This window comes from Trinickia sp., from assembly GCF_035492435.1.
Lineage (GTDB): Bacteria > Pseudomonadota > Gammaproteobacteria > Burkholderiales > Burkholderiaceae > Trinickia.
The window spans coordinates 1-12,306 of sequence record NZ_DATJJF010000017.1 but is presented as its reverse complement, the minus strand read 5'-3'; the positions used below and the strand labels follow the sequence as shown (position 1 = coordinate 12,306).

Below are 12,306 nucleotides of genomic sequence, written 5' to 3'. Positions count from 1 at the left end.
GCTCGACCAGTACCAATCCGGTGCGAACTTGTCGGGAATCGCGGACGCAGCGATCTGAAGCTCGCGCCGCGAAGGCAGATGGAAATCCGAGTGGCCGTCCTTCGTGTAATCGTATGCCCATTCCGCTGCGGGGTGCGAGTGTCCGCAAACGGAAAGCGCCCATGTGTTCGCGTGACCGTCGTCACGGCTGCGCGCATCCAGCTCGTGTTCTTTCGGACCACCCCAATCGACATTCACTGCTTCATCGACTGAGACGACCAGATGGCGACTTTGGTAGCCTTGGTAATCGGGGATGATGCCCGCGTAGATACCCCCTTGCCCCGGCCAATATTCGCCGACCTTGGGCACGCCTTCTGGCAAGAAATACGAATCGGCTACTTCTTTGGAGTGTGGAATGGATAAATTCAACATTCGGGCTCCTTTCATGGGTTCGTTGGAGATTCGAGACCGCGCTGCCTCATCGTCGCGGTGGTCGAACATTAAGGCAGCAACGATGCACTGCGCGGCAACTCCGAAAATTTTCGGACGCAGCGACCGTTGATGGCGTTACCCATAACTCGAAAGAAGCCGATACCATCGGTAGTCGTTCACAAACCCCTACCGGAGGAGGTGTCGATGCTCGAACTGAGACCAGGATGCGAATGTTGCGACAAGGATCTGCCGCCCGATTCCAGTGAGGCGCGAATCTGCTCATTCGAATGCACGTTTTGCGCGGCATGCGCGAGCAACGTGCTCAAGGGGGTGTGTCCGAATCGCGCAGGGGAGTTGGTGCCGCGTCCGCGTCGGCCGGCCGCCGAACTTGCGAGCAATCCGGCAACGACTCGGCGCGTATTCAATCCCGATTGTTTGCGCCGCGCTTAGGAAGACATGGCTTCTATGACGAGAATGCGCGCCATGAACACAACGAGCGCGAACTCGCCGGCCCGCATCGCGCGTACGCTGATGGATGTGATGGCGCGGTGCGCGCCATCACATCAGGATTTCGCCTTCGCGTCCCATCCTCCGCCGAGCGCTTTGACGAGCGCGACGGAATACGCCATCTGCTGGCCATGAATCTGCACTTCCTGGCGTTGGCTCATGAGCAGCGATTGCTGGGCCGAAATGACGTTGAGGTAAGCGACGAGCCCGCCGGAGTAGCGGTCGTTGGCGAGCGATAGCAGCCGATCGGCGTCATCGACCGCGGCATGTGCTTGCTTCGAGGCGCCATCGAGCACCGACAGACCAGTGATGCCGTCTTGCACCTGCTGAAATGCGTCGAGCACGGTCTGACGGTACGTGGCCTGCGCCAGTTGGTATCCTTCGCGCGCGAACTTGAGGCTTGCGCCGCGTCGTCCCCCGTCGTAGACCTCCTGGCTCACGGAAGCGCCAAGTGTCCACAAGAGGCTTGATGCGGTGAAGAGGTTCGAAAACGCAGTGCTCTCCCAGCCAATGCTTGGCGTCAGAACGAGGCTTGGAAAGAATGCTGCCTTTGCCACGCCGATCTGCGCGTTCGCGGCGGCCATGGCGCGTTCGGCCGAAGCGACGTCGGGGCGCCGTTGCAGCACATCGCTCGGTACGCCCAGTGCGATCGATGGCACCCGCGTCGGCACGATCTCAGGTGCAATGGAAAACTGAGGTGCCGGCACGCCGATCAACGCTGCAATGGCATGCTCGTACTGCGCACGTTGATTGAGCAATAGCGTCGCTTGCACCCGCGTTGAATCGAGCATCGATTGTTGCTGCAGCAAGTCCAGGCCCGATACAGAGCCGAGGTCGTGCTCGGCCTTCACGTAATCGAGCGCCTTTTGCTGCAGTTCAACGGACCTGTTCAGTACGTCGATCTCGGCATCGGATTCGCGCAACGCGTAGTAGTCGGTCGCGAGGTCGGTCGTCACGACGAGCCGGGCGTCAGCGAGATCATCGGCGGCTTGTTGCGCGGATGCTTTAGCCCCTTCCACTTCGCGCCGTATGCGGCCGAACAGATCGGCATCCCAAGTGATCGTCGGTGCGACGAGCACCTCGTTTTGCACCGTCGACTGGTTGGGCACCGAGTAGTTAAGCAACGGCCGATTCTGCGAGCTTTTCTGGCGAGCAACCACCCCGGACAGATCGAGCTCGGGCAGGCGTTGGGCGGACGTAAAGCGAAGCGTCGCCTTGGCCTGCTCGTAGTGCGCGCTCGCGGCGGCCAACGTCTGGTTTTGAGCAAGCGCGTGCGTTTCGAGTGCGTCGAGTTGCGTGTCGTCGAACGCATGCCACCAATCGAGCGCCAGCGGCGCGTGTGAGGGCGCCGCAACGTGCCAATACGAATCGGTTTGCCACGTCTGCGGCGTATCCACTTCCGGGCGCTTGTAGTCGGGCCCGACGGTGCACGCGGATACGGCGACGACCAACGCGGCCGCACCGGGCCACAGCGGAGCGAGACGGCGCGAATGCATCAGGACAGCCCCTTGCCGGCGGATGGCGAGGCGATCTCCACGTGATCGCCGTCCGCGATCGAGTCGCTCGGATTGATGATGATCTTGTCGGTTGCGTCGATGCCATCTTCGATGACGAGTTGCTGACCGAGGTCCTGAGCAATCGTGATCTTGTGCAAATGCACGACGCCGTTGCCGTCGACGATGGCTAGGCGCGGCCCTTCCGCACGAAAGAGCAGGGCATTGCCAGGTACCAAGAGACGCGCATGAAGCGTTCGCGGTACGGCGACTTGCACGTAGGCGCCGGGCCTCAGCTGATCGTTGGCGTTCGGCAGCGTGACTTCGAGTTGCAGGGAGCGTGTGGGCACATCGATCGCGCCCGAAAGATGCGTGATCGTGCCGCGGAAGGATTGCCCGGGCAACTCAGCCTGCGTCACGGCGACGGGCATGCCGACCTTGACGTTCTGCGAGTACGCTTGCGGAAGCTGTACGTAGACGCGCAACGTATCGGCCTGCGCGAGCGCGAAGAGGGCACGGCTGGTTCCGCTGCCGGCGTCGATGAGGTCACCGACGTCGATATTGCGTTGCGTGACCACGCCATCGAACGGCGCCACGATGCGCTTGAACGATTCCAGCTGCTGCAGCCGCTTCACGTTCGCATCGGCGGCGGCCACGTTGGCAACATCCTGCTCGTAGGCGCCTTGCCGATCGTCAAGCTCCTGTTGTGAGACGGCGTCGCGCTGACGCAATTGCATCCAGCGGTCCAGCGATGTCTTGGCGAGCGCGAGACTGGCGTTTGCCTGCTGTTTCTGTGCGATTGCCTGCGCGAGTTCCTGATCGATTTCCGGCGTATCGAGATCGGCAAGCAACTGCCCCGCCTTCACATGCGTGCCGATATCGACATACCAATGCAGCAGGTAGCCCGTTGCGCGCGCATAGATCGGGGACTCGACAAAGCCACGCAGCGTGCCGGGCAGCAGCATGTCGCCGGTGCCGTCAGTCGTTTTCGCGGCGATGACATTGACGTACTGCTTCGCGTCTTGCACCGTGGCATCGGCCACCGCATGGCTCATCGCAATCCTCGCGAAGACGGTGCGCAGCGCGCCCGCGGCAAGCAAGAGGATTACGACGACGATCGCAATCTTCGCGCGCTTCCAAACGCGATCGCGCGGTGGGAGGCGGGAATTGTCGCCATCGTCGCCCGTCGGGATTGCAAGCGGGGCGTGAGTTTCTTCCTTCATTTCAGCTGACATGTGTGAGGAGTGGCGTCACGTGTTATCGGCATGGGGGGTGCCCGCTTCGTTCTTGCTTGCATGACGTCGCGCGAGTCGACCATGAATGCCTGCGAAGAGAAGCGGAACGAAAAAGAGCGTCGAAACGGTGGCGAAGAGCAGCCCGCCGATGACAGCGCGGCCGAGCGGGGCATTTTGCTCCGCGCCTTCGCCTAATCCGAGCGCCATCGGCACCATGCCGATGATCATCGCGGAGGCTGTCATCAGCACAGGGCGAATACGGCTCGAACCGGCTTCGAGTGCCGCTGTCAGCGGCGGTGCGCCGGCGGCGAGCCGCTGACGCGCGAAGGCGACCACGAGAATGCTGTTCGCGGTGGCTACACCCATCGTCATGATGGCGCCTGTCAGTGCTGGCACGGACAGGTGCGTGCCCGTCAGGAACAGCATCCAGACGATGCCGGCGAGCGCGGCCGGCAGGGCGCTGACGATGATGAGCGGGTCGATCCAGGACTGGAAGTTGACGACGATGAGCAGATAGACGAGAAGGATCGCCATCGCCACGCCGACGCCAAGGCCGAGATACGAGCGCTGCATCGTCTGAACCTGGCCGAGTACCGCAATCTGGCTGCCACGCGGCAGCGTGGCGCGTGTCTGCGCGACTAGCTTGTTGATCTGACTTGCCACGCTTCCGAGATCGCGTCCTTCGACGCTCACGAGCAGATCCACGACGGGGCGGATGTTGTAGTGCGTGACCGACGCGAATTGATTGGCCGCCTGAACCTGGACGAGGTTGCCGAGCAACTGCGGCATGCCGCTGCCGTTCGCGCCGAGCGCTCCAGGGGCTGCGACAGGCGTGCGTAGCAAGGCGTCGACCGACGACACTTGGTACTGTGGCGTCTGCACGGCGAGGTTGTACTCGATACCGTTCTGCACGTTAAGCCAGAAGCCGGGCGCAACCTGTGAACTGCCCGACAGTGAAACGAGTACGTTCTGCGCGACGTTATTGGCACTGAGATTCAATTGCTGGAGCCGCGTGCGGTCCATCTCCAAGTGAATCGTGGGTTCGTCGAACTTCTGCTGGATGTGCGCATCGACCGTGCCTGGCACCATGCGGATCTGCTTCATGAGCTTTGCCGCAGCTTCGAAGTTCTGCTGCTGATTGGCCCCGATGATCTGCACGTCGATGGCCGCCGGCAAGCCAAAGTTCAGGATCTGCGTGACGATGTCGGCCGGCTGAAAGAAAAACTCGACACCAGGAAAGCGCTGCGGCAGTAACGTACGCAGCCGGTCGATGTATTGCTGAGTCGGCTTGTGGTCCTGATTGAGCGCGATTTGGATTTCGCCATCGAGCGTGCCAATCGTGCCTGCATTGCTGTACGAGAGGTTGATGCCGCTATAGGGCAGCCCGAGATTGTCGAGGATCGTCCCAAGCTCACTGCTCGGTACGACTTGGCGGATGACTTTCTCGACCTCGTCGGCAATCCGCGCCGTCTCTTCGATTCGCGTGCCTGTAGGCGCACGCATGTGCATGCGGATAGTGCCGGCATCGACGCTCGGGAAGAAGTCTGCACCGAGTACGAACGCGAGGCCCAGCGAAGCCACGCAAAAGCTGAGGAACGTCGCAGCAAAGACACGACGGCGCTCAAGCAACATGCTGAGGAGAACGACATAAGCGGCGCGCATGCGCTCGAAGCCGGCTTCGAACCCGTGATGGATTCGCATGAAGGCGTTCGGGCGCGCATCGGCGCGAGGCGCATGCGCGTGCCCCATGAGCAGCATCGCAAGCGTCGGCACCAGCGTACGCGAGAGCACGTACGAAGCGAGCATGGCGAAAACGACGGCTTCCGCGAGCGGCACGAAGAGATAGCGTGCCACCCCTGTCAAAAAGAACATCGGCACGAAAACGATACAGATACACAGCGTCGAGACGAGCGCTGGCACGGCGATTTCGCCGGCGCCTTCCAGGATCGCGTCGTGGAGGCGGGTGCCCATGTGCAAATGCCGCTCGATGTTTTCGATCGTCACCGTTGCATCGTCGACGAGGATACCGACTGCAAGAGCCAGGCCACCGAGCGTCATGATGTTGATCGTCTGGCCTAGCGCATTAAGTGCGAGCAGCGACGACAGGATCGATAACGGGATCGAGATCGCGATGATGCAGGTGCTACGCCAGTTGCCGAGAAAGAGCAGAATCATGGCGGCCGTCAGCGCTGCCGCGATGAGAGCTTCGCGCGCGACGCCCGTGATGGCCGATTTGACGAAGACGGACTGATCGAACAGCGCCTTGACGGTGAGGTTGCGAGGCAGCGTCGTTTCGGCAGTCGGCAGCAAGCCGTAAAGCGCGTTGACGATGGACAGCGTCGACGCATTGCCCGCTTTCAAAATCGACAGCAACACGCCGCGCTGTCCGTCCTGGCGCACCACGTTCGTTTGCGGTGAGAAGCCGTCGCGCACGTGGGCGACTTCGCGCAGGTAGGTGGTCGCACCGTTGACGGTGCGAACCGGAATATCGTTGAGCCCGTCGATCGTGGTGGGCGAGCCGTTCATGTCGATCGTGTACTCACGCGGGCCGATTTTTGCCGTCCCTGTCGGCAGGATCAGGTTCTGTGCGTTGACCGCGTTGACGACATCGGTTGGCGTAAGTCCCTTCGCGAGCAGGGCGCGCGTGTCGAGATCCACCGAGATGAGCCGCGACTTGCCGCCATAGGGGTAGGGCACCTGCGCACCGGGGATCGTGATCAACTGGGGGCGCAGGAGGTTGAACGCCGTGTCGTTGAGCTGCTGCTCCGAGAGCGTCGTGCTCGAGAGGCCGAGCTGAATGACGGGGATCGACGATGCGGAGTAGCTGATGATGAGAGGCGGCGTGGCGCCCACCGGCATCTGTTTCAGCAGCGCTTGCTCGACGGAGACGGCCTGCGCGATCGCCGTCTGCAGGCTGGCGTTAGGCTGCAGAAAGACTTTGATGATCGCGATGCCGGAAAGCGATTGCGATTCGATGTGCTCGATGTCGTTGACCGTCGTGGTGAGCACGCGCTCATTGACCGACGTAATGCGGTTGGCCATGTCCTGTGCAGACAGGCCTGTATAGTTCCAGATAATGCTGATGACAGGTATATCGATATTCGGCAGGATATCGATAGGCGTCCTCATCAACGAGAACGGTGTCGCGAGCACGATAAGAATGGCCATCACGATGAACGTGTAAGGCCGCTTGAGTGCAACGTTAACGATCCACATGAAGAAATGTGCCGGGAAGGATGCCGAGTGAAACGTGGAATGTAGTCGACTATGCAAGAAAGTTAATTCTCGCTAAGTGCAATTAGTTTTCGTACCTTGTGAAACAATTACGAGATATTACTGTATCCGTGCATGCCAACTGTCAGATGAAAGCTTGGGGTTAGGCATACGAATGCGGCCTCTCGCACGTTTGCCGGCAGGCAATAAATGGCGAGTTGGTGCAGAATCGGCTGCTCGCGAACGGCGGACGATAGGGTCGAGTCCGCCCATCGAACATGAGGAGTCAAAATGAGCACCTACATCATCGCCACAATTGTCCCAAAGCCCGAGCACGTTGCCGATCTTGAAAACGCGTTGCTCGAAATGGTGCAGTTGACGCGCAAAGAGCCGGGAAATCGGCGCTATGACCTATTCCGCGAGACGCGGGAAGGCAATGCGCCCATTTTGCATTTGTATGAGATTTATGTCGATCGCGCTGCATTCGATGCGCACATCGCGAGTGCGCATTTTCAGGCATTCAAGGAAAAAATGACCCAGTGGGTTGCCGAGCCGGCGACGATTAGAGTGCTCGACGGGGTTGATGTGGCGGCGTAAGCCCGCTTTTATTTTTGTCTTTCCAGTGTCGCCGGGGTGGACGAAGGCGCGACCTTCGTTTTCCCCAATCGGGGCAGTTGCGCTCGTTCGTTGGCGTCTGCTCCGTTCGCAACGCGTTGCGCCGCATCTGAGCGGAAGCGGGCCCGATATTCCGCAGGGTTGATTTGCAGCCGGCGATGGAACGTGCGGCGCAAGCCGTCGGTGCTGTCGAATCCACAGCGCCGCGCGATATCTCGCAACGAGAGATCTGTCGATTCCAAATAACGCCGTGCTGCATCGATGCGCGCATTGCCGAGAAAGGTCATGGGCGTCATGCCGCACGCTTTGCTGAATGTGCGGGCGAGATTGCGTGCGCTCATGTGCGCACGCTCGGCAAGCGACGCGACGGTGTGATCGAGATGCAGATTGTCGAGGATGAACTGCTGCAGCGACGTCATCTGTGAGCCCGGCGACGCCTGCGATTCGAGCAGAGGGCTGAATTGTGACTGGCCGCCCGCGCGGCGCAGATACACGACCAGATACTTGGCAACGTCAAGCGCCATCGCTTTGCCGAAATCTTCTTCGATGAACGCAAGGGAAAGATCGATTCCAGCGGTGACGCCCGCCGTCGTATAAATGTTGCCGTCCTTGACGTAGATATGGTCGGGCTCGATCTTGGCCTTGGGGAACGTGCTGGCAAGCCGCGGCGCATCCATCCAGTGGGTAGTGACGATGCGCCCATCGAGCAGGCCCGCTGTGCCCAATGCAAAAAGGCCGTTGCAGATGGCCGATATGCGCCGCGAACGGCGAAACTGATTGCGCAGCCAATCGCTAAGGGTGGGGTCGTCGAAGACATTGAAAATCCCGAGACCGCCCGGCACGATGACCGTGTCGAATGCCGGGCAGGCGTCGAAGATGGTCCTGTCGGGAACGACGGCCAGCCCGCTCGATGACTGCACGGTGCCGCGGGTCGTGCCAACCGTCATCATTTCGTACTCGCATTCGCCCTCGCTCAGTACCTTGACTTCCGCGAAAGCGTCTCTCGGCCCGGCAATGTCGAGCAATTGGAAGCCCGGAAATACCACCATGCCCACTTTGATGCGCTGCATTTCGATTCACCCGCCGCAAATGAGGCGAAGGCACGGGCCGCTGAACCGCAACCCGTGCCTTCCGCCGTCAATGTTGCCTCAATGGCGATAACCAATCAACTTCAAACCGATGCCACCTCACGGTCGAGCCCGCGGAATCTTTAGACCAATGCGGACACAATCCCACCTAGACGACGATCTTATGCATCGAATTACCGATGCTGCCGAAGTTGTCGTCCGTGGCGTATCGTGAGCGTCGTGGAACGTGTTTAGTGAGAGGAAACAACGTCAGCTGTCGGACGGCGCGCGATAAGAATGCGCTTGATCTCCTCGGCCGAAAGAGTTCCGCTCGACTCGATGACGTTGAGCAAAGCTTCGAAGAACCGCTCGTAGTAATCCCACCGCGGCTGGTTGGTGCACGCGGCGGCCTCGCGCTCCCATCGCCCGATAGAGGCGATCAGGCTTTGGCGAAAATCCTCCCACTCAAAGCAGCCGGCTTTGGAGAGCGATAGCGCGAGACCGAACACATCCCGCTCCCAACGATTGGTAAAGAGCAGCTTACCGTCAAGGCGCGGTGGCGAATCCGGACTCCCGAGCATGGACGACGCGGCGTATTCCTCGAAGCTTGCAAACATTTAGGCCCCCTGAGTCCCAGCCGCAGGCGGCGCCACGAGTGCCACGCCCATCATCGATTCGGGCGTGACGAGTGCGGCCAATTGCTCCTCGCTCATGCCTTCGGTGTTCGCGGGCCGTTGCGGCACGACGAACCAGCGGATCTGTGCGCTGCTGTCCCAGACTTTGACTGTCTTCGACTCGGGCACCGTCACTCCGAATTCCTGCAGCACCGCGCGCGGCTCACGCACGCCGCGTGCACGAAACACCGGATCCTTGTACCAGTACGGCGGCAAGCCCAACACCGGCCACGGATAGCAGGAGCACAGCGTACAGATGATGAGGTTGTGCACATCGTCCTCATTTGCCACAGCTGCCATGTGCTCGCCTTCCGCACCCGCCATGCCGAGCGGAAGATTGAGCTCGGCGATCGCTGCGGGCGTATCGGCGATCAGGCGCTTCTTGTATTCCGGATCGACCCATGCGCGCGCGACGATCTTCGCGCCGTTGAAGGGGCCAGCCATCGTTTCGAAGTGATTCAGCACCGTATCAACGGAATCGCTGCCGATGACGCCTTTCTCGATCAGCAATGCTTCAAGCGCGCGGACTTTCGCCGCACTCGATGCTTCGCGATCTTCCGAGTATTCGAAGAGGTTCGTCATTTGCTTCTCCTTGGACTTTCTTTGAATTTAGTTGGCCGGTCGGACGTAGGCTTCGAACAGATCCGCGTAGATCATGGTGTTCGGTTCGCTCTTGCCGGGGCCGAAAATGTCGGCTGCATCGAAGACGACACGGTAGACAGGCATGGGCGAGCCGATGCCGTCCGGGCCTGTCGAGACGAAGTACGAGTACGCACCGGGATAGACGAGTTCGACCTTGCCCGTTTTGTTGCGCAGGTAGCCGGGCAGCCGAGTGTGATCGACCTGGTCGGGGTCGGCGACGAGCACCGTGTCACCGGCCGAAAACTTTGCCTTGCCTTCGAGCTCGTGGTAGCCCGAGTCGCCGTTTTGCAGGTATTCGTTGATCTGCTTGGTGAGCGTGGGATTCGGTTGTGCGGGCAACGCAGCTTCGGGATTGGCGCGATAGAACGCGGTTTTCTCCTCGAGCTCTTTCGCCGTGATGTAACCCTCGTCCACAAAGAACTGCGAGATGCCGCCAAGCCACTTCTCGTAATAGCGGAACTTGAAGTACTCGAACGGGTTCATGTCTTCGGCGCCCGAACGCAGCGACGCCCAAGTCCAATTGTGTTTGAACGTGGTCGGCAGATTGTTGATGGGATAGGCGTGCAAGGCACCGCTCAGATGCGCGCTTTCGGCCATCATCGTCGTATGGATGCCGAAAATGCGCTTTTCCCACGGATCGACGAAAACGTTGGTTTCCAGGCTGACGGGGCCGAGATTCTCGATGCCCCCAAGGTTGTGTGCCAGTTTCAAGGTGTGCTCCTGAAAATTTAGGTGTGCCAATCGATTGAGCTTAAGGCTCATCGCCAGCGGTGGCGCCGCTGGATCAGACGGGCTCGGCCGCCACGACGCACTCGGATAGTCCGGCGTGCAAGGCTTCGGCGTCGAGGCCGCGGCCGATTACGACGAACTTGGATTCGCGGGTGTCCCCTTGGCGCCAAGGCTTTCCGAAGCTCGATTCCATGAGCATGTGAACGCTGTGAAAATGTAGCCGCCTGGCTTCGCCGCGCATGTTGAGCACGCCCTTCATTCGCAGAAGCGTCTTGCCTTGGGCCTGCACCAGCTGGTTCGCCCAGCGGGTAAAGCGGGTCGGATCGATCTCGCCCGGCACGACAAAGGCGCACGAGCCGATCGATGTGTCGTGCTCATGGTCGTGCTCGCTCTCGGTGAGCAGCCCGGGCTCTACCGCAAGCAGGTTGTCGATGGAAAAGTTGCGCGCGCCCAGTAACGAATCGATCGGCACGCGCGAGTGCGATGCGCGCTCGACGATCGCTGTTGGGTTGAGCGAGCGAAGGGTGTCGACCAGCGCACCGAGATCGGCGGGGGAGACGCTATCGGTCTTGTTGACCACGATCCGGTCGGCAAACACCACTTGTTCGCGTGCGATGTCGTCGTTCAACTGATCCCGGGCGTGACAGGCGTCGACCACGACCACGACCGATTCGAGCTCGACGCGCTCGCGCACGTCCGGGTCGGCGAGAAAGGTTTGAAGCACGGGCGCCGGATCTGCGAGCCCTGACGTTTCAACGACAAGCCGCTCCAAGCGATCGCCAAATCGATCCAACAACTGCGCGACGCTCGACACGAGATCGGTGCGGACTGTGCAGCACACGCAACCGTTATTGATCTCGACGATGGCTTCCTCATCCGCGACGATCAACTGACCATCGATGCCGACTTCGCCAAACTCGTTCACGACGATGCCAATCTGCATCGGCCGCGTGCTATCGAGGATATGGTTGACGAGCGTCGTTTTACCGGCGCCGAGAAAGCCCGTGATGACCGTTGTCGGAATTTTTCCGATACGCATAAAAACTCCCCACATTTCGTGTCGGCAGGAGAGCCAACACGAACGAACATAGCGGCTTTCCGCGGTCAAAAACACCGCATGTCCGGGCTCGGGACATCATTGTCCGGCGCGGTTGGCCGCCATGTCCGTTATGGGTGGAGTCGACCAAAACGGACAATGGTCTGCGCGATTCAAGCTGTCTGAAGTGCGCGCTTAGCGGTGAGGGCGTTGCCGAGTAGTTCTGATAGTAGGCCGAACACCGCGCCTGTCAAGAGTGCCGCAGCCCCGACGAGGGCGGGATTCGACCAGCCTACCGTCGTAATCGGCTTGCCAGTGGCGACGGTGGTGCCCACCGTTGAAGCGAAGCCCCACACGATGGCCGGCAGCACGTCGAGCAGCTTGATTTTCGAAGCCTGAACCATGGCGGCGCTGCCGATACCGACGAGAACGGCCACCGTAAATGCGGTATTGCTCGTTGTGGCGATACCGAGGAGCGTCAGAGAACTGATGGCGACACCCGTCAAATTCGATGCGACGCTTTTGACAAAGCCGTCACTCCCGCCGCCCAACACGAAGAAGGAGGCCCAGGCAATGAACGTGACCCAGACGGGCACAGGGAAAACGGTGGCGGTCAGCCAAGTGTCGACGATGGCGAGGGTGCCGATGCTAAGCGTGAAAGCTTCCGACTGCTTCATTCGATGC

12 protein-coding genes are annotated in these 12,306 nt (G+C 60.4%); 2 read left to right on the top strand and 10 right to left on the bottom strand.

Going from position 1 to position 12,306, the window contains the following annotated elements:
- On the bottom strand, positions 1–411 hold a 411-nt coding region (locus VL598_RS01485), incomplete at its 3' end, for a hypothetical protein (protein WP_325324930.1).
- Positions 412–615: 204 nt separating this feature from the next.
- Between VL598_RS01485 and VL598_RS01480 the strand changes: the two genes are divergently transcribed.
- Entirely contained in the window at positions 616–861 is a 246-nt protein-coding gene (locus tag VL598_RS01480; RefSeq protein ID WP_325324929.1) for a DUF1272 domain-containing protein, read from the top strand.
- Between the two features lie 113 nt (positions 862–974).
- On the opposite strand, the gene VL598_RS01475 is transcribed toward VL598_RS01480, so the two are convergent.
- Genes VL598_RS01475 through VL598_RS01465 form a run of 3 tightly spaced genes read right to left on the bottom strand, consistent with a single transcriptional unit; the run spans position 975 to position 6,862 of the window.
- Positions 975–2,414 carry an efflux transporter outer membrane subunit gene (locus VL598_RS01475; RefSeq protein ID WP_325324928.1) on the bottom strand — a complete coding sequence of 480 codons (1,440 nt, stop codon included), beginning with the start codon at positions 2,412–2,414 and terminating at the stop codon, positions 975–977.
- Complete coding sequence (locus tag VL598_RS01470) at positions 2,414–3,634, bottom strand: efflux RND transporter periplasmic adaptor subunit (protein ID WP_325324927.1); 1,221 nt, start codon at positions 3,632–3,634, stop codon at positions 2,414–2,416. The genes VL598_RS01475 and VL598_RS01470 overlap by 1 nt, the downstream gene beginning before the upstream one ends.
- Positions 3,635–3,661: 27 nt before the next feature.
- Positions 3,662–6,862: an efflux RND transporter permease subunit gene (locus VL598_RS01465; protein ID WP_325324926.1), complete on the bottom strand. Its 3,201-nt coding sequence runs from the start codon at positions 6,860–6,862 to the stop codon at positions 3,662–3,664.
- Positions 6,863–7,150: 288 nt separating this feature from the next.
- Between VL598_RS01465 and VL598_RS01460 the strand changes: the two genes are divergently transcribed.
- Complete coding sequence (locus tag VL598_RS01460; protein WP_325324925.1) at positions 7,151–7,456, top strand: putative quinol monooxygenase; 306 nt, start codon at positions 7,151–7,153, stop codon at positions 7,454–7,456.
- Between the two features lie 8 nt (positions 7,457–7,464).
- On the opposite strand, the gene VL598_RS01455 is transcribed toward VL598_RS01460, so the two are convergent.
- From VL598_RS01455 to VL598_RS01430, 6 genes are all read right to left on the bottom strand, one after another.
- Positions 7,465–8,544: a GlxA family transcriptional regulator gene (locus VL598_RS01455; RefSeq protein ID WP_325324924.1), complete on the bottom strand. Its 1,080-nt coding sequence runs from the start codon at positions 8,542–8,544 to the stop codon at positions 7,465–7,467.
- A gap of 248 nt (positions 8,545–8,792) precedes the next feature.
- Positions 8,793–9,158: a nitrile hydratase accessory protein gene (locus VL598_RS01450; protein WP_325324923.1), complete on the bottom strand. Its 366-nt coding sequence runs from the start codon at positions 9,156–9,158 to the stop codon at positions 8,793–8,795.
- Positions 9,159–9,797, bottom strand: a complete 639-nt coding sequence (nthA, locus tag VL598_RS01445; protein ID WP_325324922.1) for a nitrile hydratase subunit alpha — start codon at positions 9,795–9,797, stop codon at positions 9,159–9,161.
- A 27-nt stretch (positions 9,798–9,824) separates the two neighbouring features.
- Positions 9,825–10,568: a nitrile hydratase subunit beta gene (gene nthB, locus VL598_RS01440; RefSeq protein ID WP_325324921.1), complete on the bottom strand. Its 744-nt coding sequence runs from the start codon at positions 10,566–10,568 to the stop codon at positions 9,825–9,827.
- Positions 10,569–10,641: 73 nt separating this feature from the next.
- A complete protein-coding gene (locus tag VL598_RS01435; RefSeq protein WP_325324920.1) occupies positions 10,642–11,625 on the bottom strand; it encodes a GTP-binding protein in 984 nt (327 codons plus the stop codon).
- Between the two features lie 170 nt (positions 11,626–11,795).
- On the bottom strand, positions 11,796–12,306 hold a 511-nt coding region (locus VL598_RS01430; protein ID WP_325324919.1), incomplete at its 5' end, for a DUF1097 domain-containing protein.

Excerpts from the sequence above, each read along its gene's own strand:
- VL598_RS01480 (WP_325324929.1), top strand. The coding sequence starts at position 616 with ATGCTCGAACTGAGACCAGGATGCGAATGTTGCGACAAGGATCTGCCG.
- VL598_RS01475 (WP_325324928.1), bottom strand. The coding sequence starts at position 2,414 with ATGCATTCGCGCCGTCTCGCTCCGCTGTGGCCCGGTGCGGCCGCGTTG.
- VL598_RS01470 (WP_325324927.1), bottom strand. The coding sequence starts at position 3,634 with ATGAAGGAAGAAACTCACGCCCCGCTTGCAATCCCGACGGGCGACGAT.
- VL598_RS01465 (WP_325324926.1), bottom strand. The coding sequence starts at position 6,862 with ATGTGGATCGTTAACGTTGCACTCAAGCGGCCTTACACGTTCATCGTG.
- VL598_RS01460 (WP_325324925.1), top strand. The coding sequence starts at position 7,151 with ATGAGCACCTACATCATCGCCACAATTGTCCCAAAGCCCGAGCACGTT.
- VL598_RS01455 (WP_325324924.1), bottom strand. The coding sequence starts at position 8,544 with ATGCAGCGCATCAAAGTGGGCATGGTGGTATTTCCGGGCTTCCAATTG.
- VL598_RS01450 (WP_325324923.1), bottom strand. The coding sequence starts at position 9,158 with ATGTTTGCAAGCTTCGAGGAATACGCCGCGTCGTCCATGCTCGGGAGT.
- nthA (WP_325324922.1), bottom strand. The coding sequence starts at position 9,797 with ATGACGAACCTCTTCGAATACTCGGAAGATCGCGAAGCATCGAGTGCG.
- VL598_RS01435 (WP_325324920.1), bottom strand. The coding sequence starts at position 11,625 with ATGCGTATCGGAAAAATTCCGACAACGGTCATCACGGGCTTTCTCGGC.